Origin of the sequence: Bradyrhizobium genomosp. I (2014) (assembly GCF_000261685.1) — a bacterium.
Taxonomy (GTDB): domain Bacteria; phylum Pseudomonadota; class Alphaproteobacteria; order Rhizobiales; family Xanthobacteraceae; genus Bradyrhizobium.
The window spans coordinates 1-19,162 of sequence record NZ_AJQE01000356.1; the positions used below are offsets into that span (position 1 = coordinate 1).

General features: G+C 63.7%; 17 protein-coding genes. 9 read left to right on the forward strand and 8 right to left on the reverse strand.

Annotated elements, in window-relative coordinates:
* The coding region (locus tag IC50_RS31385; RefSeq protein WP_035714352.1) for a 4-hydroxyphenylpyruvate dioxygenase family protein at positions 1-744 on the reverse strand (744 nt) is incomplete at its 3' end.
* 121 nt (positions 745-865) lie between these two features.
* On the opposite strand from IC50_RS31385, the gene IC50_RS31390 reads away from it, so the two are divergent.
* Together IC50_RS31390 and IC50_RS31395 are read left to right on the forward strand one after the other, a co-directional pair.
* Complete coding sequence (locus IC50_RS31390) at positions 866-1,345, forward strand: Lrp/AsnC family transcriptional regulator (protein ID WP_035714355.1); 480 nt, start codon at positions 866-868, stop codon at positions 1,343-1,345.
* A 72-nt stretch (positions 1,346-1,417) separates the two neighbouring features.
* Positions 1,418-1,729 carry a DUF1272 domain-containing protein gene (locus IC50_RS31395; RefSeq protein WP_035714357.1) on the forward strand — a complete coding sequence of 104 codons (312 nt, stop codon included), beginning with the start codon at positions 1,418-1,420 and terminating at the stop codon, positions 1,727-1,729.
* A gap of 115 nt (positions 1,730-1,844) precedes the next feature.
* On the opposite strand, the gene fahA is transcribed toward IC50_RS31395, so the two are convergent.
* The 5 genes from fahA to IC50_RS31420 form a co-directional block, all read right to left on the reverse strand.
* Positions 1,845-3,116, reverse strand: coding sequence for a fumarylacetoacetase (fahA, locus tag IC50_RS31400; RefSeq protein ID WP_035714361.1), 1,272 nt, complete (start codon positions 3,114-3,116; stop codon positions 1,845-1,847).
* 209 nt (positions 3,117-3,325) lie between these two features.
* Positions 3,326-4,672, reverse strand: coding sequence for a homogentisate 1,2-dioxygenase (gene hmgA / locus IC50_RS31405; protein WP_035714364.1), 1,347 nt, complete (start codon positions 4,670-4,672; stop codon positions 3,326-3,328).
* 2 nt (positions 4,673-4,674) lie between these two features.
* A complete protein-coding gene (locus tag IC50_RS31410; protein WP_035714368.1) occupies positions 4,675-5,631 on the reverse strand; it encodes an MBL fold metallo-hydrolase in 957 nt (318 codons plus the stop codon).
* Between the two features lie 18 nt (positions 5,632-5,649).
* Positions 5,650-5,874 carry a DUF2783 domain-containing protein gene (locus tag IC50_RS31415; protein WP_025032749.1) on the reverse strand — a complete coding sequence of 75 codons (225 nt, stop codon included), beginning with the start codon at positions 5,872-5,874 and terminating at the stop codon, positions 5,650-5,652.
* An 8-nt stretch (positions 5,875-5,882) separates the two neighbouring features.
* A complete protein-coding gene (locus IC50_RS31420) occupies positions 5,883-7,511 on the reverse strand; it encodes an FAD-dependent oxidoreductase (RefSeq protein WP_035714372.1) in 1,629 nt (542 codons plus the stop codon).
* 109 nt (positions 7,512-7,620) lie between these two features.
* Here IC50_RS31420 and IC50_RS31425 point away from each other — a divergent pair, with 109 nt between their 5' ends.
* From IC50_RS31425 to IC50_RS31440, 3 genes are all read left to right on the forward strand, one after another.
* Positions 7,621-8,163 carry a MarR family winged helix-turn-helix transcriptional regulator gene (locus IC50_RS31425; protein ID WP_035714376.1) on the forward strand — a complete coding sequence of 181 codons (543 nt, stop codon included), beginning with the start codon at positions 7,621-7,623 and terminating at the stop codon, positions 8,161-8,163.
* A gap of 88 nt (positions 8,164-8,251) precedes the next feature.
* A complete protein-coding gene (locus tag IC50_RS31430) occupies positions 8,252-8,608 on the forward strand; it encodes a hypothetical protein (RefSeq protein WP_035714379.1) in 357 nt (118 codons plus the stop codon).
* 530 nt (positions 8,609-9,138) lie between these two features.
* Positions 9,139-11,094 (forward strand): hybrid sensor histidine kinase/response regulator, encoded by a 1,956-nt coding sequence (locus IC50_RS31440; RefSeq protein ID WP_035714386.1) that lies wholly within the window; start codon positions 9,139-9,141, stop codon positions 11,092-11,094.
* Positions 11,095-11,150: 56 nt separating this feature from the next.
* Here IC50_RS31440 and IC50_RS31445 read toward each other — a convergent pair whose 3' ends face one another.
* Positions 11,151-11,957 (reverse strand): N-acyl homoserine lactonase family protein, encoded by an 807-nt coding sequence (locus tag IC50_RS31445; protein WP_035714402.1) that lies wholly within the window; start codon positions 11,955-11,957, stop codon positions 11,151-11,153.
* Positions 11,958-12,324: 367 nt separating this feature from the next.
* Between IC50_RS31445 and IC50_RS31450 the strand changes: the two genes are divergently transcribed.
* The 4 genes from IC50_RS31450 (at position 12,325) to IC50_RS31465 (ending at position 18,913) form a co-directional block, all read left to right on the forward strand.
* Entirely contained in the window at positions 12,325-13,863 is a 1,539-nt protein-coding gene (locus IC50_RS31450; RefSeq protein WP_035714389.1) for a caspase family protein, read from the forward strand.
* 144 nt (positions 13,864-14,007) lie between these two features.
* Positions 14,008-14,679: an OmpA family protein gene (locus tag IC50_RS31455; protein WP_035714405.1), complete on the forward strand. Its 672-nt coding sequence runs from the start codon at positions 14,008-14,010 to the stop codon at positions 14,677-14,679.
* A gap of 158 nt (positions 14,680-14,837) precedes the next feature.
* Complete coding sequence (locus tag IC50_RS31460) at positions 14,838-15,767, forward strand: efflux RND transporter periplasmic adaptor subunit (RefSeq protein ID WP_035714392.1); 930 nt, start codon at positions 14,838-14,840, stop codon at positions 15,765-15,767.
* Complete coding sequence (locus IC50_RS31465; RefSeq protein ID WP_035714396.1) at positions 15,767-18,913, forward strand: efflux RND transporter permease subunit; 3,147 nt, start codon at positions 15,767-15,769, stop codon at positions 18,911-18,913. Before IC50_RS31460 ends, IC50_RS31465 begins: the two co-directional genes overlap by 1 nt.
* A gap of 33 nt (positions 18,914-18,946) precedes the next feature.
* On the opposite strand, the gene IC50_RS31470 is transcribed toward IC50_RS31465, so the two are convergent.
* The coding region (locus tag IC50_RS31470) for a helix-turn-helix domain-containing protein (RefSeq protein ID WP_157461126.1) at positions 18,947-19,162 on the reverse strand (216 nt) is incomplete at its 5' end.

Sequence of the window (19,162 nt, forward strand, 5' to 3'; positions counted from 1 at the left end):
GATGCCCTCGCCGCGATAGGTCTTCAGATATTCCTCGATCTGGCCGGAATCGCCGGCGTCCTCGTTGATCGGAATCCGGATCTTGCCGTCCGGGCTGGTCAGCGCGCGCGAGAACAGGCCGGAGGCGCGGCCCTCGATGTCGAAGAAGCGGATCTGGCGGAAGTTGAACAGCTTCTCGTAGAAGCCGGCCCAGACGTCCATGCGGCCGCGATGGACGTTGTGGGTGAGATGGTCGAGATAGAACAGGCCGGCGCCGACCGGCCGCGGGTCGCGTGCGCCGAGCCATTCGAACTCGGTATCATAGGCCGAGCCATTGGCGCCGTAGCGGTCAACGAGATAAAGCAGGCTGCCGCCGATCCCCTTGATGGCGGGGACGTCGAGCGTCTTCTGCGCCGATTGCACACCAGCAGGTTCGGCGCCGAGCGAAATGGCGCGGTCATAGGCCGCCTTCGCGTCGACGACGCGAAAGGCCATCGAGGGCGCACAGGGGCCGTGCGCGGCGACGAACTCGTAGCCGTGGGTGCCGGGCTGCTCGTTGACGAGATAGTTGATGTCGCCCTGGCGATAGACCGTGATCTTCTTGGTTCTGTGGCGCGCGACGGGCGCATAGCCCATCAGCTTGAACAGCGCGTGCAGCTCTTCCGGATTGGGATGCGCATATTCGACGAACTCGAACCCGTCGGTGCCCATCGGATTGTCGGCGCTGACAGTGGCCGGCGGTGCATCGTGCGGAAACGGTCCCATGGTGTTCTCCCGAATGGTTGCTGGAAGGAACTATCCTTCATGGGGCGCGCAAGGGGCGTGCAAACGGGACGCGATTTCGCTACGCTATGCACGGTTTGTGCAAGAAATGGACGATTGACGCATGATTCCTGTGGACGCCTTTGACCTCAAGATCCTGGGCGCACTCCAGGATGACGGCCGCCTCACCAACCAGGAGCTCGCCGAGCTCGCTGGCCTCTCCGCCTCGCAATGCTCGCGGCGGCGGATGCGGCTGGAGGAGGAGAAGGTGATCGCGGGCTATCATGCCGATCTCTCCAGCGAGGCACTCGGCTTCGGCGTGATCGCCTTCATCCAGGTCGGGCTTGCGACCCATTCACCGGACAATTCCAAGCGTTTTCGCGCGCTGGTCAACCGGATCGACGAGATCCAGGAGGCCTATTCGCTGACCGGCGATGCCGATTACGTGCTGAAAGCCGTGCTGCGCGATCTCAAGGGCCTGTCCAACCTCGTCAACGACGTCTTGATGCCGCATCAAAGCGTCGCGCATGTGCGCTCGTCGATCGTGCTCGACAGGCTGAAGGAGAGCTCGCGATTGCCGCTGAAGGAGATCAAGCCCGGCTGAAATCGAGGGAACTACGTCATTCGCGCAGGCCGCGCGATCTGCGATGATTCGCATCAGTCCGGAGATTCGACCATGGCCCTCCAGCTGCGACCGAACTGCGAATATTGCGACCGTGACCTGCCGCCTGATGCAATGGATGCGCGGATCTGCTCCTACGAATGCACATTCTGCGCGGACTGCGTCGAGACCAAGCTCTCCAACGTCTGCCCGAACTGCGGCGGCGGCTTTGCGCCGCGCCCGATCAGGCCGACGCAGGAATGGCGGCCGGGCGTGTGTGCGACGAAGCAGATGCCGTCCGACAAGCGGGTACATCTCAAATACAGCGTCGAAGACGTCGCGGCACATTGCGCGCGGATCAGGAACGTGCCGCCGGAGAGGCGGTGACCTTGATATCGTCGTTCCGGGGCGATGCGCTGCATCGAACCCGGAACCTCGAGGTTCTCAGGTCCGCAATCGCGCGCCGTAGTTCGCGCTGCGCGCGCCCCGCAATGACACCCCGTCACTCCGCCGCCAAAATCGTCCCCTCGACCTCACCGAACCCGACACGGTAGCCGTTGCCCTGGCACCAGCCGCGCATCACGAGGCTGTCGCCGTCTTCCAGGAACGAGCGCTTGGCGCCGCCGGGAAGCTCTACCGGCTCGGTGCCGTTCCAGCTGATCTCCAGAAGACTGCCGCGCTGGTTCTTCTCGGGGCCGGAGATGGTGCCGCTGCCTAAGAGATCGCCGACATTCATGGCGCAGCCGGATGACGCGTGGTGCATGAGCTGCTGCACCGAGGACCAGTACATGTACTTGAAATTGGTGCGGCTGATGCTGGCGGGTGCATTGGCACCCGCAGCGCGCAGCGAGACGTCCAGCTCGACATCGTAGTTTTGCGGCTTCGTCTGCTTGAGATAGTCGAGCGGCACCGGCTCCTGCTCCGGTCCCTTCAGCCGGAACGGCTCCAGCGCCTCGCGCGTCACCACCCACGGGCTGATCGAGGTCGCGAACGCCTTGGCGAGGAATGGCCCGAGCGGCACATATTCCCATTGCTGGATGTCGCGCGCGCTCCAGTCGTTGAGCAGCACGAAGCCGAAGATCATCTCCTCGGCCTGGCTCTCGATGAGCATGCCGCCCATCGGCGAGGGCTGGCCGATGACGACGCCCATCTCGAGCTCGAAATCGAGCCGCTTGCACGGCGCGAAGCTCGGCACCTCCACATTCGGCGGCTTCAGCTGCCCGCGCGGGCGTTTCACTGGGGTGCCCGACACGACCACGGTCGAGGCGCGGCCGTTATAGGCGATGGGCATATGCAGCCAGTTCGGCTGCAGCGCGTTGTCCTTGCCGCGGAACATCACGCCGACATTGGTGGCGTGCTCCTTGGAGGAATAGAAATCGGTATAGCCGGAGACAGCGAACGGCAGATGCAGTCTTGCCTCGCGCATCGGCACCAGCGCCCGTTTGCGCAGCTCCTCATTGTCGCGCAGCTCGGGATGATCGTGACGCAGCAGCTCGCTGATCCGCGCCCGCGTCCTGCTCCAGAGCTTCGGTCCGAGTGCCATGAAGGCGTTGAGCGACGACCCGGAGAACACGCCGAGTGGACCGACATCGAGCCGTGAATCCTCCTCGAGCTCCCAGAGATCGAGCACGTAGTTTCCGATGGCGACGCCGACCCGCGGCGTCGGATTGGCCGCGGTCGAGAACACGCCATAGGGCAGATTCTGGATCGGGAAGTCGGAGGAAGGATCGACGTCGATGAAGGAGCGGAGACTGGGGTCGTTCGGGTGGGGCATTGGTTTCCCGTGGCGCAACGGTGATGGTGTCACCCTCCCCTGGAGGGGGAGGGTCGGCTCATATTGAGCGCAGCGAAATATGAGACGGGGTGGGGTGATCTCTCAACACGGGAAGTGTTCGTCGCGGAGCGACCGTCACCCCACCCCGCTACGCATTCCGCTTCGCTGCATGCGTAGCGACCCTCCCCTCCAGGGGAGGGTAAGAAACCTCACGGCTTGTTCGGATCGAACTTCTTCTGCAGGCCTTTCCAGCAGTCGGCGTAATCGTCCTGCAGCGTGGACGCATTCGCCGCATGCGCGGTGACGCGCTGCGGATATCGCGTCTCGAACATGAAGGCCATGGTGCCGGTCAGCTTCACCGGCTTCAGCTCGCCATTGCTGGCGTGCTCGAAGGCGTCGCGGTCCGGACCGTGCGGCAGCATGCAATTGTGCAGGCTCATGCCGCCGGGGACGAAGCCCCGCGGCTTGGCGTCGTAGACGCCGTAGATCAGGCCCATGAACTCGCTCATGATGTTCATGTGGTACCAGGGCGGACGGAAGGTGTTGTCGGCGACCATCCAGCGCTCGGGGAAGATCACGAAGTCGATATTCGCGGTGCCAGCGGTCTCCGACGGCGACGTCAGCACCGTGAAGATCGAAGGATCGGGATGGTCGAAGCCGATCGCACCGACCGGCGAGAAGGTGCGCAGATCGTATTTGTACGGCGCGTAATTGCCGTGCCAGGCGACGACGTCGATCGGCGAATGCGGCAGCGTGGTCTTAAACAGCGAGCCGCCCCATTTCACGTAGAGTTCGGTCGGCGTGTCCTTGTCCTCGTAATATGCCACCGGCGTCAGGAAGTCGCGCGCATTGGCGAGACAGTTGGCGCCGATCGGTCCGCGCTCCGGCAGCGTGAAGGCGCCGCCGTAATTCTCGCAGAGATAGCCGCGCGCGGGACCATTCGGAATTTCGACGCGGAACTTGACGCCGCGCGGGATCACCACGATCTCGCCGGGCTCGGCGTCGATGCGGCCGAACTCGGTGACGAGGCGAAGATTGCCCTGCTGGAGCACGAACATCAGCTCGCCGTCGGCATTGTAGAAATGCTGGTCCACCATCGACTTGGTGATGAGGTAGACGTGCGCGGCCATGCCTGCTTGCGTGTTGACGTCACCCGCCGTCGTCATGGTCTGCACGCCCTGGATGAAGGTGACCTCCGCCTTCGGGAGCGGTGTCGGATCCCAGCGCAGCTGCGCGATCGGCAGATCGTATTCATGGCACGGCGCCGAGCGCCACAGGCCGGCATCGACCTTCTCGAAGCGGCCGGAGTGCTTCACCGAGGGGCGGATGCGGTACAGCCAGGAGCGTTCATTGGTGCCGCGCGGCGCGGTGAAGGGCGAGCCGGAGAGCTGCTCGGCATAGAGCCCGTAGGCGCAGCGTTGCGGCGAGTTGCGCCCGATCGGCAGCGCGCCCGGCAGCGCTTCGGTCTCGAAGCTGTTGCCGAAGCCGGACATGTAGCCCGGCGTGACCTGGGCCGAGCTGCGGACGATCTGGTCAGGCGAGGTATTGATGTTCATGACTATCCTCCTCCTTGCAAGGCGGCCCACATCTCCTGATCGCGCTTGTCGGTCCAGATCACGGGGTCGTCGATTCCGGATGCTTCGTCGTAAGCGCGCGACACGTTGAACGGCAGGCAGTGCTCGTAGATGGCGAAGTCCGAAAATTTCGGATCCATCACCTCGCGGGTCGCCGCCATCGATTGCTTCAGCGTGCGGCCACGAGCAACGGAGATTTCGGCCGCGCCATAGAGCGAGGTGACGAAGTCGCGCGTCATCGCGATGGCCTCGCGCACCGTTGCAGTGCCCTTGAGCGCATCGCCGCGGCCCGGCGCGATCGCCTTGGGATTGAAGTTGCGGATCTCGTTCAGAGTCATCGGCCATTCGCGCAAATGCGCATCGCCGCAATAGCAGGCCGAGTGATACTCGATGAGGTCGCCGGAGAACATCACCTCGGCGTCCGGCACCCAGGCGACGATGTCGCCGGAGGTGTGGCCGGCGCCCAGCTGCATCAAACGCACCTCGCGCTTGCCGAGGTAGATCGTCATCTCGCCTTCGAAGGTCAGCGTCGGCCAGGTCAGGCCGGGGATGCTCTGCGCATCCTGGAACAGCCGCGGAAAGCGGCCATATTCGGAGTCCCAATCCTGCTTGCCGCGCTCCTCGATCAGCCGATAGGTCTCCTGCGAGGCGACGATGCCTTGCGCCTTGTAGGCGGAGGCTCCTAACACGCGCACGGCGTGATAGTGCGACAGTACGACGTATTTGATCGGCTTGTCGGTGACGGCGCGGACGCGGTCGATCACCTTGTTCGCCATCGCGGGCGTCGCCTGCGCGTCGAACACGAGGCAGCTGTCGTCGCCGACGATGACGGCCGTGTTCGGATCGCCCTCCGCGGTGAAGGCATAGAGATCGGTGCCGATCTCGGTGAAGGTGATCTTCTTCTCGGAGAGATCGCCGGTGGATGCGAAGTTCTTCGCCATCAATTCGTCCTTACAGGTTTATTGCTGTTGCTGTTGTTGCTGCTGGCCGTCGATCATGCGCCGCTTCGCAAGCCCGATCGCCTCGCGCAGCACGTCGATATCGCCGATATGATTGGCGAGGATCAGGACCAGCGCCGCATCGAAATCGGCGCTCTGCTCCTCGGTGAGACCGCGATGCGCCTCGACGATGGCGCGGAAGGCGTCGTCGGGACGAGCGAAGTTGGAGCTGGTGGAAAGCGGCATGCGAAACCTCAATACAAGCCTTCGGCACGCGCCAGCGCTGCCGCGATCGTCGCACGCGTCGGATGGCGGAAGCGCGCCGCGACATAACCATCGGGCCTCAGCAGATAGGCGGCGCCCGGCTCGGCGCCGTAGCGCCTTGCGACCAGGCCCGAGGGATCGGCAAACCCGCCCTCGCCGCCGATGCGGATGCCCTTGATGCCATCGGGCACATCGACCGGCGCACCGTTGCTGAACGACAGCAAGGTGAAGTCCGTTCCACCCTTGCGGAAGGCATCCGTCAGATAGATCTGCTCGCCGGCCGGCGTCGCAGCGGGCGCATCGAGCATGGAACAGCCGGGCGACGGTCCACCGTGCCACATATTCGCGTCGAGCGAGGACAGAGGCGAGTCATAGCTGCACGGCACGGACAGCCGGCCGCCATTGACCATGCGCTTGCCGAACTCGGTTTCCTTGGCCAGCGACAGCACCGCCTTGCGCAGCCGCGCCTCCTGGTGCGAGTTCGGCGCCATGAAGTCAGTCGAGCGGGTGGATTCGCGGATGTTCTCGTCGGCGGCCGCGCTGCGTTCGATGTGATAGCTCTCGAGCAGGCTCGCGGGCGATTTGCCCCGCAGCACGCGATCGAGCTTCCAGGACAGGTTTTCGGCGTCTTCGAGCCCGGAATTGGCACCGCGCGCCCCGAAGGGCGAGACCTGATGCGCGGAATCGCCGGCAAAGATCACGCGGCCGTGGATGAAGCGGTCCATGCGGCGGCACTGGAATTTGTACAGCGAGATCCATTCGAACGCGAACTTGTCGTGCCCGAGCATGCGGGCGATCCGCGGCCGCACGTTTTCCGGCTTCTTCTCGACGACGGGATCGGCATAGCGGTTGAGCTGGAGATCGATGCGCCAGACATCGTCGGGCTGCCGGTGCAGCAGCGCCGAACGCCCGGGATGGAACGGCGGATCGAACCAGAACCAGCGCTCGGTCGGGAATTCCGCCGTCATCTTGACGTCGGCGATCAGGAACTGATCCTCGAAAACCTGGCCGGTGAACTCCGCGCCGACCATCTGTCGCAGCGAGGACCGCGCGCCGTCGCAGGCGATGACATATTGCGCATTCAGACGATAGGCGCCCTCCGGCGTTTCGATCGTCAGCAGGGCGGAATCGTTGCGCTGCTCGAGCGCCGTCACCTTGTTGCGCCAGCGCAGGTCGATGTCAGGCAGATCCTGGATGCGATCGACCAGATAGGCTTCGGCGTAATATTGCTGGAGGTTGATGAAGGCGGGCCGCTTGTGGCCGTCCTCAGGCAGCAGGTTGAACTGATAGAGCTGCGACTCGCCGTGGAAGATGCGGCCGACGCTCCACACCACGCCCTTCTCGACCATGCGGTCGCCGACGCCGAGCCGGTCCCAATATTCCAGCGACCGCTTCGAGAAACAGATCGCGCGCGAGCCCTCGCCGATGCGGTCGGCATCGTCCAGAAGGACGACACGCTGGCCGCGCTGGGCGAGATCGATTGCCAGCGACAGACCGACCGGACCCGCGCCGACGACCACGATTGGACGTTCGGCGGGACTTTGGCCGGAACGATCCTGATCGGGGTGGCGGCGATAGCCGAATTGGATCTTGGCCTGATGCGTATTGGCCGGCGCCATACACTAACCTCGGCTCTGGTCAGAAGACCGCTGATCTGCTAGATAGTCTCACGTGCAACTATTTTGGACCGGAGCCGGCCGGCCGTCAACTGGAATTCGGAGCGCAGTCTTGGCGAGGACATCCAGCGACATCGCGCTGAAGACACGGAACACCGGCGAGGCTGCACCGCGGCCAAAGGCACGGCTCGACCTGTTCAAATTCGTGCCGTTCCGCCTCAACCGGCTTGCAGCGGAAGTCAGTTCCGCGCTTTCGGTCGAATATCAGGAGCGGCATGGCCTCGACATTCCGGCCTGGCGCGTGATCGCCACGCTCGGCTTCCGTAACGATGCCTGCAGCGCGCAGTACATCGCGCAATGCACCCGCACGCACAAATCCACCATCAGCCGCGCGGTGACCATGCTGCTGCATGAAGAGCTGATCGAACGGGTCGAGAACGAAGCCGACCGCCGCGAATTCCGCCTGCAACTGACGAAGAAGGGCCGCGCGCTCTACGAAGAGCTGTTCCCGCAATTGCTGCGGCGTGAGGACGAGATCCTCGCCTGCCTTTCCGCGCAGGAGCGCAAGCAACTGTCGACCCTGCTCGGCAAGATCGAGCAGAGCCTCGATTTGATCCAGACCAGCGAAGAGGCCGACGCCAAGCAGGCGTATTAGCGGCCTGGATGTTGATTCAAATCAAGGTCATCGCCGACGCTTCCAGATCAATAGCCGCGGATGCCGCCGATCCCGAGGGGAGACGGGCATGCGGATATTAGCTCTCGCTGCTGCCCTGAGCCTGACGCCGGCCACGGCCTTCGCCATCTCCGAGTGCAGAGTTACCGGTAATCCATCCGCCTTTGGCGTGGACATGACGGCCTACTTCGCGGTCAGGTCAGGCGAAACGTGCAATTTCCCGATGCGAATTCCGGGAGCGATGCATCGCTCGGGCGTGTCCCGAAAGCCCGCGCATGGGACGCTCAAACAGGTCAACGTCACGACATTCAGGTACACCGCGGCATCCGGCTACAAGGGCAACGATACGTTCGCCATCTATGGCGAAGGGAAGGGTCCATACGGCTCGGGCCGATCGGTCGTGACGGTGAATGCAACGATAGAGTAGGAGTTCGAACGAACCATGCGAGGGCCGTTGGCTCGCTGTGGATCAAAGGCTGCCTTGGCCCGCTCGTCCGCGCGAGTTAGGCGTCCTTCCGCAACCTCGACCGCAATTCGGCTATTGAACGCATAGTCTGTTCGAACGTCTCATGTGCGCGCCTCCTGTCGCTTCCCCGCGTCACGAGAAGGCTGATGTTGTTCAGCAGAATGCTCGCTTTCTCAATGCGCGCCAGCAGCCCGGCATCTCCATCCTCCCCACCTGAAAGTGCCGATTCCAGCTCCTCGGTGAGCTTTGTTAGCCGGAAAGCGAACTCCTCCGATGACAGGCCGTGATCGGGACACGGAAATTGCAGGACCTTGTCGCGTTCGATCGGAACCTCCGCCAGAGATACGATGGCGGAGCGACTTTGGATTACGGGGCCATGCTGAACGGCCGAGTCACCTATTCTGAGCATGTAACCATGCAGACCGGCACGTGCAGGAACTTATCCAAAAACTCCGATGTTGACTTGGTCCGCCTTACGAGTTCCATTCGGTATGAAAACAACTGCTGCTCCGGGCTCGCCAAGCCTCGAAGTGCTGATCAATGCCATCGTCGACTATGCCATCTTCATGCTCGACGCCGACGGCGTGGTCAGAAGCTGGAACAAGGGGGCTGAGCGCCTCAAAGGCTATGCTGCCGATGAGATCATAGGGAAATCTTTCTCGACCTTTTACACGCTGGAGGATCGAGACAGGGACCTGCCAAGAAAGGCACTGGCAACGGCCGCAGCGACCGGGCGCTTTGCGTCCGAGGGTTGGCGGGTCAGAAAAGATGGCAGCCGCTTCTGGGCTCTCGTCGTCCTCGACGCGATACGCGCCGAAGACGGCGGCCTGATCGGATTTGCCAAGGTCACGCGCGACATCACGGAACGGCAGCAGGCCCACAACGACCTCGTGGAAAGCGAACGGCGCTATCGCCGGCTCGTCGAAGCCGTCGTCGATTACGCTATTTTCCAGCTGGATTCCTCAGGTCATGTCGCGACCTGGAATCCAGGCGCCGAGCGCATCAAAGGCTATCGGCCGGAAGAGATCATCGGCCGCCATTTCAGCACGTTCTACACGCCCGAGGATCTTGAAAAGGGAGTGCCGAAAACGGCATTGGCGGAGGCCGCCGAAAAAGGCCGGTTCGAAGCCGAGGGCTGGCGCATGCGAAAGGACGGCACGCGCTTCTGGGCCTCGGTGGTTATCGACCGGATTACCGACGAGAGCGATGCGATCATCGGCTTTGCAAAGGTGACGCGCGATCTCACCGAGCGCAAGCAGGCTCAGGACGAGCTTCACCGCGTCCAGGAACAGCTGGCCGCCTCGCAAAAGCTCGAAGCGATCGGACAGCTGAGCGGCGGCATTGCTCACGACTTCAACAATCTGCTCATGATCGTCCTTGGCAATCTTGAGAACGCGGAGCGAAACAGCCGCAATATCGGAGGGCCGAACCTCCATCGCGCGCTGGCCAACGCGAAGCGTGGCGCTCAAAGGGCCGCGGCGCTGACCAGTCGGTTGCTCGCTTTCTCGCGCCGCCAGGCGCTCGACCCGAAACCTATCAACCTCAACAGCTTCGTTAGTGGGCTGCAGGAATTCCTGCAGCGCACGCTGGGCGAACGCATCGAAGTGCAGACCGTAGGCGGCGCCGGCCTCTGGCAGATCGAAGCGGACCTGAACCATCTGGAATCGACGATCGTCAATCTGGCGATCAATGCCCGTGACGCCATGCCAAATGGTGGAAAGCTGACCATAGAGGCAACAAACGTCTCTGCCGACGAAGACTATTCACGTGCCAACCCGGAGCTCACCGTCGGCCAGTATGTCGTGATCTGCGTGAGTGACACGGGATCCGGCATGGCTCCGGAAGTTCTAATTCATGCGTTCGAGCCATTCTTCACGACCAAGGACCCGGGTCAGGGAACCGGCCTTGGGCTGAGCCAAGTCTATGGCTTCGTGAAACAGTCAGGCGGACATGTGAAGATCTACAGCGAGGTGGGGGAAGGTACGACCATCAAGATGTATTTTCCCCGCTACACCGGCAGCGCGCAGCCTGATTCGGACGATGCGAGGGAGTTCACATCCGAAGGCGCCTCCGTCGAAACCATTCTCGTCGTCGAAGATGATGCCGATCTTCGGGGCTACGTTTCCGACGTGCTGCGCGATCTCAATTATCGAGTTCTGTCTGCCGGCAGCGCGCAGGCGGCTTTGACAACTCTATTGCAGGAAAACCAGCATGTTGATCTGCTTCTGACCGATGTGGTCATGCCCGGTATCAACGGACGCGAGTTGGGACGGCGCGCGCAGGAGATCAGACCACATCTCAGGATTCTGTACATGACTGGCTATTCGCGCAACGCAGTCGTTCACCATGGGCGGCTCGACGAGGGCGTTGACCTTCTGGAAAAACCGGTCACTCAGGCAAGATTGGCGCTGAAGGTCCGCGAAATCCTGGATCGGAACTGGAGTTAGCCGGGCATATCTTCCCCTCGAACCGGACGCGGCGAACGATCTGCCGGCTTCGCTGGTCATTTCCCAAACGACCGGGTCGGCGGCAGATGCAGTGCCCAGGCGTCGACCCTGTCGCTGGCGCGCGGATAGATCTCGGTCACGATCGGATCGTGGCCGGGGATGAACCTGTCAGGATGGCCAGCGAGGCGCTCGATCGTCTCCCAGCCCTGTGCCATGTCGCCGACATTGTAGACGATCGGGAACGGGCTGCGGCGCTGGAGATTGGCGTAGTAATGCGCGGCATCGGATGCCAGCACCACCGGCCCGCGCGCGGTTTCGACCTTGACCACCTGCAGGCCGTCGGAATGGCCGCCGACGCGATGCACGGTCACGCCCGGAGCAACTTCGCCGTCACCCGAATGGAAATTGACACGCTCGCCATAGACGTGACGCACCATCTGGGTGACGTGCTCGACCGAGAACGGATGACGCAACAGGCCATTGCACATGCAGCGCCCGGTCGCGTAGGCCATCTCTCGCTCCTGGAGATGGAAGCGCGCATTCGGAAAGCGGTCGAGATTGCCGGCATGGTCGTAATGCAGATGCGTCACGATGACGTCGCGAATGGCTGTTGCCGCGACTCCGAAACGCTCCAGGGCATCGACCGGATTGAGCGTGAGCTTGCGCGCCCGCGCGCTCGCCTCCTCGGCATTGAAGCCGGTGTCGACCAGGATATCCCGGCCGCCGCCGCGGATCAGCCAGACGAAATAGTCGAGATCCTGCGCCGCACTGTCATGTGGATCGGGTGCCAGGAAGTTCATGCTGGGGGTGCGCGGCGACATCGTCGCGTAGCGCAGGGCGTAGATTTCGTAAGCGTTTCCCATGGTCTTGCTTTTCTGAGTTGGATCTTGCGGAACGATCGAGAACACCAAGCCATCGCCCGCAGGAAAGGTCAAACGCGCGGCGCTGCAGCGGACGCAGGCCTGCAATGTGAGACCAATCACATCTTCATCGCCGCAGTGGCCTTAGCATGCTGCCGATAGGATCGAACCAGGTCGCGCCGAGCACTGTCATGACAGCCCTTCCATCCCCCTCGCGGCACACCCGGACGTTGCGGTCAATAGTCACGATAATGCCGAATCTCCAAGCGGTTGACGCCCCCCTTCCCTGGTTTGATAATGCAACAAGCGTAAGTTAAGGTCGCCGCGGCGCAAGCTGGAACGGCGCCTTTTTGGCTGGACCGCGCTGATTATGAAAATTCGCTTCTTTTTTCTTCTGCCCTTGCTCATCTCGCTCATCCCGACTGCTCCATCGCTTGCGGCCGGCGACCGCTTCGCGCTGATCATCGGCAATGCCAAATATCCGGATGCGGATGCTCCGCTGAAGGAACCGCTCAACGATGCGCGCGATGTCGCCGATGAGCTCAAGCGGGACGGCTTTTCGGTTGAGATCGGCGAGAACCTGACCGGCGATGGCATGCGCCGCGCCTTCGACAAGCTCTACGGCAAGATCAAGCCGGGATCGGTGGCGCTGGTGTTCTTCAGCGGTTTCGGCATCCAGTCGGCGCGCCAGAGCTACATGCTGCCGGTCGATGCGCAGATCTGGACGGAATCCGACGTGCGCCGCGATGGTTTCAGTCTCGAGACAGTCCTCGGTGAGCTCAACACCCGCGGCGCCGGCGTCAAGATCGCGCTGATCGATGCTTCCAGGCGCAACCCGTTCGAGCGCCGGTTCCGCAGCTTCTCGGCCGGCCTGACCCCGGTCATCGCGCCGAACGGCACGCTGGTGATGTATTCGGCGGCGCTGGCCTCGGTGGTCTCGGACGCCGGTGGCGAGCACAGCCTGTTCGTGCAGGAGCTGCTGAAGGAAATCCGCGTTCCCGATCTGATGGCGGAAGAGACGCTGAACCGCACCAAGATGGGCGTCACCCGCGCCTCGCGCGGCGAGCAGGTGCCGTGGATTTCCTCGTCATTGGCCGAGGATTTCTCGTTCATTCCGGGGGCCGGCGGATCGCGTCCCGCAACGACGCCGCCGCCTGCGCCTCCCGCTGCGCCGGCCGTCGTCGCCAACAACCCGCCGCCGGCTCCACCCGTCCCGCCGACACCACCTCCGGCGCCGAAGCCGGCCGACGCTGCTGCCGCGGCGCCCGCTGCTGCAGCTCCAGCCCCTGCGCCGGCCCCCGCGCCCAAGCCGCAGATCGAGGCCGCCCTGCCCCCGCCGCCACCGCCGCCGAAACCGGTTGATCCCGGCGCTGCGCCGAGCACGGACAGCGGGCCGAGCGCCGCCGTCCTGGCTGACGATCCCACGATCAAGAGCCTGACCGCCAAGATTGCCGCCAATCCGGACGACGTGAACGCGCTGTACCGGCGCGGCCAAGTCTATGCCAGCAAGGGCGCCTACAACCTCGCCATCAAGGATTTCGACGACACCCTCCGGATCAATTCGAAGGACGTCGAGGCGCTGAACAACCGCTGCTGGACCCGCACCGTGGTCGGAGACCTCCAGGGCGCGCTGAAGGATTGCAACGAGGCGCTGCGGCTGCGGCCGAACTTCGTCGATGCGCTGGACAGCCGCGGACTCGTCAACCTCAAGTCGGGAGCGGTGAAGAATGCCATCGCCGATTTCGACGCGGCCCTGAAAATCAACCCGCGCCTGACCTCCTCGCTCTACGGACGGGGCCTTGCCAAGCAACGCAACGGCTCGGCCCAGGAAGGAGCGCTGGACATCGCCAATGCCAAGGCGATGGATCCGAACATCGTTCAGGAATTCGCAAGCTACGGAGTGCGTTGATATTTTTTTGAATTGAGGCCGTCCAAGGCTCGAACCTTGAACGGCCCAAGGAAGACCAATTGGCGGATGCCGCAACTGGCCTTTTCCGAGGCTTGTTGCTGGAATTTTGAAGCACGCGAGCTGGCTGCGCAGGAGGGACTGGCTATGAGATCGGCTGCAAAGGGACTTACCGCGATCCTGTCCATCATCGCCGTCGGCGCCGCTCTGTCATGGCCGACCTCAGCCGCATACGCGGGCGATGACAGCAACAGCAAGAATGTCACCGAGGACGAGATCGTCCGCGCGCTCGCGCCGCCGGCCAAGAAGCCCCTGACCCGCGGCCTCTCGATTGGCCCGCAGACCGAATCCGCGCCGAACGCGGCGGAGACCAGGCTGATTCAATCCGTGCGCGGCCGCTCGACGCGCTCGCTGTCCTCGACCGAGCGCGAGGAAATCGCTTCAGTCGTCAAGGACAAGCCGAACATCGATCTCGAAATCACGTTCGACTACAACTCCGCCAACATCAGCGCCAAATCGATGCCGTCGGTGCAGGCGCTCGGCCGGGCGTTGACCAGTCCCGACCTGAAGGGCTCGACCTTCGTGGTCGCCGGCCATACCGACGCCGCCGGCGGCGAAGCCTACAACCAGGACCTGTCGGAACGTCGCGCCGACTCGATCAAGCGCTACCTCGTCGAGAAGTACAACATCTCCGCGACCGATCTCGTCACCGTCGGCTATGGCAAGAGCAAGCTCAAGAATCCGAGCCAGCCGCTGGCAGAGATCAACCGCCGCGTGCAGGTCGTCAACATGGAAAACAAGACCACCGCATCGAAGTGAGCACGACGTAATCCTTTGCAGTGACAAGTCGTGATGTGGTGTAAGGTCTCGCTTCCAGAGCGCGTCCCGCAGCCTTGCGGGACGCCGCTTCATTTCAGGGAACCGCTCTGTTTGGGCCTCGCGCGGATGGCCGTGAGCCAGGCCAGGATGATCCGGCGATGAATTTGACCGAATATCTCAAGCCGGCCGGAACCGTGCTGTTCGTCGTCGCGCTCGGCGTCGGCTACTATCTGTTCGAGCATCGGCAGCGCCCCGAGGCGAAGGAGACGCCGAGCGAGGCGCTCGTCATCGTGACGAAGTCGACCAACGCCTGCTTCTCCGACCTGGTGCGGGTGACCGGCTTCTTCGTGCCGCGTCGCGAGGCGGTGGTCGTTGCCGACCAGGAAGGCTCCAGGGTCACCGACCTCCTGGTCACCGAGGGCACCGTCGTCGCCGACAACCAGGAACTGGCGCGCCTGACTGCACCGCCGCAGATCCCGGGCCAGCCGCAGCGACCCGGCCCACAAGGCCCGATCTCGCTGAAGGCTCCCGCGCCGGGGCTCATCACCGAGGTCCGCACCATCGTCGGCGCGCCCGCCTCGCCGCAGGCCGGCCCGATGTTCCGCATTGCCGTCAACAACGAGATCGAGCTCGACGCCCAGGTGCCGGCGGTGCACATGTCCAAGCTCAATTCCGGCGCGACCGTGCGCATCAGCCGCGACGACGCGCCCGATTTGATCGGACGCGTCCGGCTGGTCGCACCCGAGATCGACCGCACGACCCAGCTCGGGCGCGTCCGCATCAGCGTCACCAACAACCCCTCGCTGAAGGTCGGCGTATTCGCCCGCGCCTCGATCGACGCCAAGCGAAGCTGCGGCGTCTCGATCCCCAAGACCGCGATCGACCATCTCACCGTGCAGGTGGTCAAGGGCAACATCATCGAGACGCGCAAGGTGCGGGTCGGACTGTCGTCCGACAGCGCGACGGAAATCCTGGAAGGTCTCGAGGTCGGCGAAATCGTCGTGGCCGACGCCGGCTCTTCGCTCCACGACGGCGACCAGATCAAGACCATGTTCGCCGATGAACTCGATCGCACGCGGGTACGCTGATGGCTCTCAATATCTCGGCATGGTCGATTCGTCATCCGCTGCCGTCCGTGGTCTTTTCGATCATCCTGCTGATTCTCGGCTGGACCTCCTTCACCAAGCTTGCAGTGACGCGGCTGCCGTCGGCCGACATCCCCGTGATCTCGGTTGCGGTCTCGCAGTTCGGCGCAGCGCCGGCCGAACTCGAATCCCAGGTCACCAAGACGGTTGAAGACGCCGTCTCCGGCGTCGAGGGCGTCAGGCACATCACCTCCTCGATCACCGACGGTCTGTCGGTCACCACGATCCAGTTCGCGCTCGAGACCAACACCGACCGCGCGCTCAATGACGTCAAGGACGCGGTGACGCGCGTGCGTTCCAACCTGCCGCAAAACGTCACCGAACCGCTGATCCAGCGCGTCGACGTCATCGGCCTGCCGATCGTCACCTATGCCGCGATCTCGCCCGGCAAGACGCCGGAGCAGCTCTCCTATTTCGTCGACGACGTGGTCAAGCGCGCGCTGCAGGGCGTGCGCGGCGTCGCGCAGGTCGAGCGCATCGGCGGTGTCGAGCGCGAGATCCTGGTCTCGCTCGATCCCGACCGCTTGCAGGCCATGGGCCTGACTGCCGTCAATGTCAGCCAGAGCCTGCGCGGCACCAATGTCGACGTCGCCGGCGGCCGCGCCGAGATCGGCAAGAACGACCAAGCCATCCGCACGCTCGCCGGCGCCAAGACGCTGGGCGATCTCGCCGGCACCATGATCCCGCTGTTCGGCGGCGGCGAGGTCCGGCTCGACGATCTCGGCACCGTCACCGACACCATCGCCGACCGCCGCACCTTCGCCCGCTTCAATGGCGAGCCGGTGGTCGCGCTCGGCATCAAGCGTTCCAAGGGCGCCAGCGACGTGAAGGTGGCCGAGGCCGTGCAGAAGCGCATCGACGCGCTGAAAGCCGCCTATCCCGAGGTCGACCTGAAGCTGATCGACACCTCGGTGGAATATACCAAAGGCAATTACCACGCGGCGATCTCGACCCTGTTCGAAGGCGCAATCCTCGCCGTCATCATCGTGCTCCTGTTCCTGCGCGACCTGCGCGCGACCATCATCGCCGCGATCTCGCTGCCGCTATCGATCTTCCCGGCGTTCTGGGCGATGGACCTGCTCGGCTTCTCGCTGAACCTCGTCAGCTTTCTCGCCATCACGCTGTCGACCGGCATTCTGGTCGACGACGCCATCGTCGAGATCGAGAACATCGTCCGGCACATGAACATGGGCAAGTCGCCCTACCGCGCCGCGTTAGAGGCCGCCGACGAGATCGGCCTCGCAGTCATCGCGATCTCTCTGACCATCATCGCGATCTTCGCACCCGCGAGCTTCATGTCGGGCATTGCCGGACAATTCTTCAAGCAGTTCGGCATCACCGTCTCGGTGCAGGTGTTCTTCTCGCTGCTTGCGGCCCGCTTCGTCACCCCGGTGCTGGCTGCCTATTTCCTCAAGCACCACACGCATGCGGAACCGCCGCCCGGCCGCATATTGCGGTCCTATCATGGGATCGTGGCCTGGTCGGTGAAGCACTATTTCATCACGGTGCTGATCGGCCTCGGCGTCTTCGCCGCCTCGATCTGGAGCATCACGCTGCTGCCGCAGGGCTTCCTGCCGGCGCAGGACAGCGCCCGCTCGCTGCTTGCCCTCGAGCTGCCGCCGGGCACCCAGCTCGCCTACACCGAAAAGGTCACCGAGGACATCGTCGCGCGCCTGCGCAAGCGGCCCGAGGTCAAGAGCATCTTCGTCGATGGCGGGCGCGTCCCGCCGGGGACCCAGGAAGTCCGGCGCGCCGCCCTGATCATCAACTACACGCCCAAGAACAGCCGCGACATCACCCAGCGCGAGCTTGAATTCTCGATCAGCCAGGAGCTGGAGAACGTTCCCGATATCCGCTTCTGGTTCCTGGACGAGAACGGCCTGCGCGCGATCTCGCTGGTGGTGACCGGCGTCGATCCCAACATCGTCAACAACGTCGCGAGCGAGCTTGCGACGCAGATGAAGCGCATTCCCACCATCTCCAACGTGATCTCGGAGACCTCGCTGGAGCGCCCCGAGCTGCGCATCGAACCGCGCGCCGATCTCGCCGCGCGGCTCGGCGTCTCCACCGAAAGCCTGTCGCAGACCATCCGCGTTGCCACCATCGGCGACGTCGGCCCCGCGCTCGCCAAGTTCGACGTCGGCGATCGCCTGGTGCCGATCCGCGTGCAGCTCGAGGATGCCGCCCGCGGCAATCTGAAGACGCTGGAGCAGTTGCGCGTGCCGCTCGGCGAGCACGGCGAGAAGGGCGGCGTACCGCTCGCGGTCATTGCCGACGTCAAGCTCGACCAGGGTCCGACCAGCATCAACCGCTATGATCGTGAACGTCAGGCGACCGTCGCGGCGGACCTCGTCGGCTCGGCCGCGCTCGGCGATGCCACCAAGAAGATCTACGACCTGCCGGTCATGAAGACCCTGCCGAAGGGCGTGAAGGTCTCGCCCTCGGGCGACGCCGAAAGCCTGAACGAATTGTCCGACGGCTTCGCCACCGCCATCACGGCGGGCCTGATGATGGTCTACGCCGTGCTGGTGCTGCTGTTCGGCACCTTCCTGCAGCCGATCACCATCCTGTTCTCGCTGCCGCTCTCGATCGGCGGCGCCATCGCGGCCCTGCTCGTCACCGGCAAGCAGCTCACCACGCCGGTGTGGATCGGCATCCTGATGCTGATGGGCATCGTCACCAAGAACGCGATCATGCTGGTGGAATTCGCCATCGAATCGATTCACGCGGGCAAGCCGCGCGAGGAGGCCATGATCGACGCCGGCATGAAGCGCGCCCGGCCGATCGTGATGACCACGATCGCGATGGCCGCGGGCATGATGCCGAGCGCGCTCGCAGTCGGCGCCGGCGGCGAGTTCCGCTCGCCGATGGCGCTCGCGGTGATCGGTGGCCTGATCTTCTCGACTATCCTGTCGCTGGTGTTCGTGCCGGCGATGTTCATGGTGATGGACGATTTCGGCGCCCTGATCTGGCGCTTCGCCAAGCGGCTGATCGTGCACAGCGAGGATGCGGAGACGGATCATCATGGGGCTGCGCCGGCGGAAGTGGAGTCGGTGCCAAAGAACATCGTGCACCCCGCGGCGGAGTGAGGTTCGCCGACTGAGGCTCCCGATCGCCTGGTTTCATTCATTCCGCGCGATCGCCGTCAGCTTGGTCATGTTCCGCAGCAATATCCGGCCGCGCTGCAGATCGAGGATCGCATCCTTGCGCCAGGCCTGAAGCTGGCGGTTGACGCTCTCGCGGGCGGCGCCGACGAAGACGCCGAGCTGCTCCTGCGAGATGTGGACCTCGGAACCGAAATCGGCGGCGAGCGCGCAGAGCCGCCGCGCCAGCCGCAC

Coding starts and splice junctions, on each gene's coding strand:
- IC50_RS31460 (WP_035714392.1), top strand. CDS start 14,838: ATGAATTTGACCGAATATCTCAAGCCGGCCGGAACCGTGCTGTTCGTC.
- IC50_RS31420 (WP_035714372.1), bottom strand. CDS start 7,511: ATGGCGCCGGCCAATACGCATCAGGCCAAGATCCAATTCGGCTATCGC.
- IC50_RS31465 (WP_035714396.1), top strand. CDS start 15,767: ATGGCTCTCAATATCTCGGCATGGTCGATTCGTCATCCGCTGCCGTCC.
- IC50_RS31445 (WP_035714402.1), bottom strand. CDS start 11,957: ATGGGAAACGCTTACGAAATCTACGCCCTGCGCTACGCGACGATGTCG.
- IC50_RS31455 (WP_035714405.1), top strand. CDS start 14,008: ATGAGATCGGCTGCAAAGGGACTTACCGCGATCCTGTCCATCATCGCC.
- IC50_RS31440 (WP_035714386.1), top strand. CDS start 9,139: ATGAAAACAACTGCTGCTCCGGGCTCGCCAAGCCTCGAAGTGCTGATC.
- IC50_RS31390 (WP_035714355.1), top strand. CDS start 866: ATGATTCCTGTGGACGCCTTTGACCTCAAGATCCTGGGCGCACTCCAG.
- IC50_RS31410 (WP_035714368.1), bottom strand. CDS start 5,631: ATGGCGAAGAACTTCGCATCCACCGGCGATCTCTCCGAGAAGAAGATC.
- IC50_RS31395 (WP_035714357.1), top strand. CDS start 1,418: ATGGCCCTCCAGCTGCGACCGAACTGCGAATATTGCGACCGTGACCTG.
- IC50_RS31415 (WP_025032749.1), bottom strand. CDS start 5,874: ATGCCGCTTTCCACCAGCTCCAACTTCGCTCGTCCCGACGACGCCTTC.
- fahA (WP_035714361.1), bottom strand. CDS start 3,116: ATGCCCCACCCGAACGACCCCAGTCTCCGCTCCTTCATCGACGTCGAT.
- IC50_RS31430 (WP_035714379.1), top strand. CDS start 8,252: ATGCGGATATTAGCTCTCGCTGCTGCCCTGAGCCTGACGCCGGCCACG.
- hmgA (WP_035714364.1), bottom strand. CDS start 4,672: ATGAACATCAATACCTCGCCTGACCAGATCGTCCGCAGCTCGGCCCAG.
- IC50_RS31450 (WP_035714389.1), top strand. CDS start 12,325: ATGAAAATTCGCTTCTTTTTTCTTCTGCCCTTGCTCATCTCGCTCATC.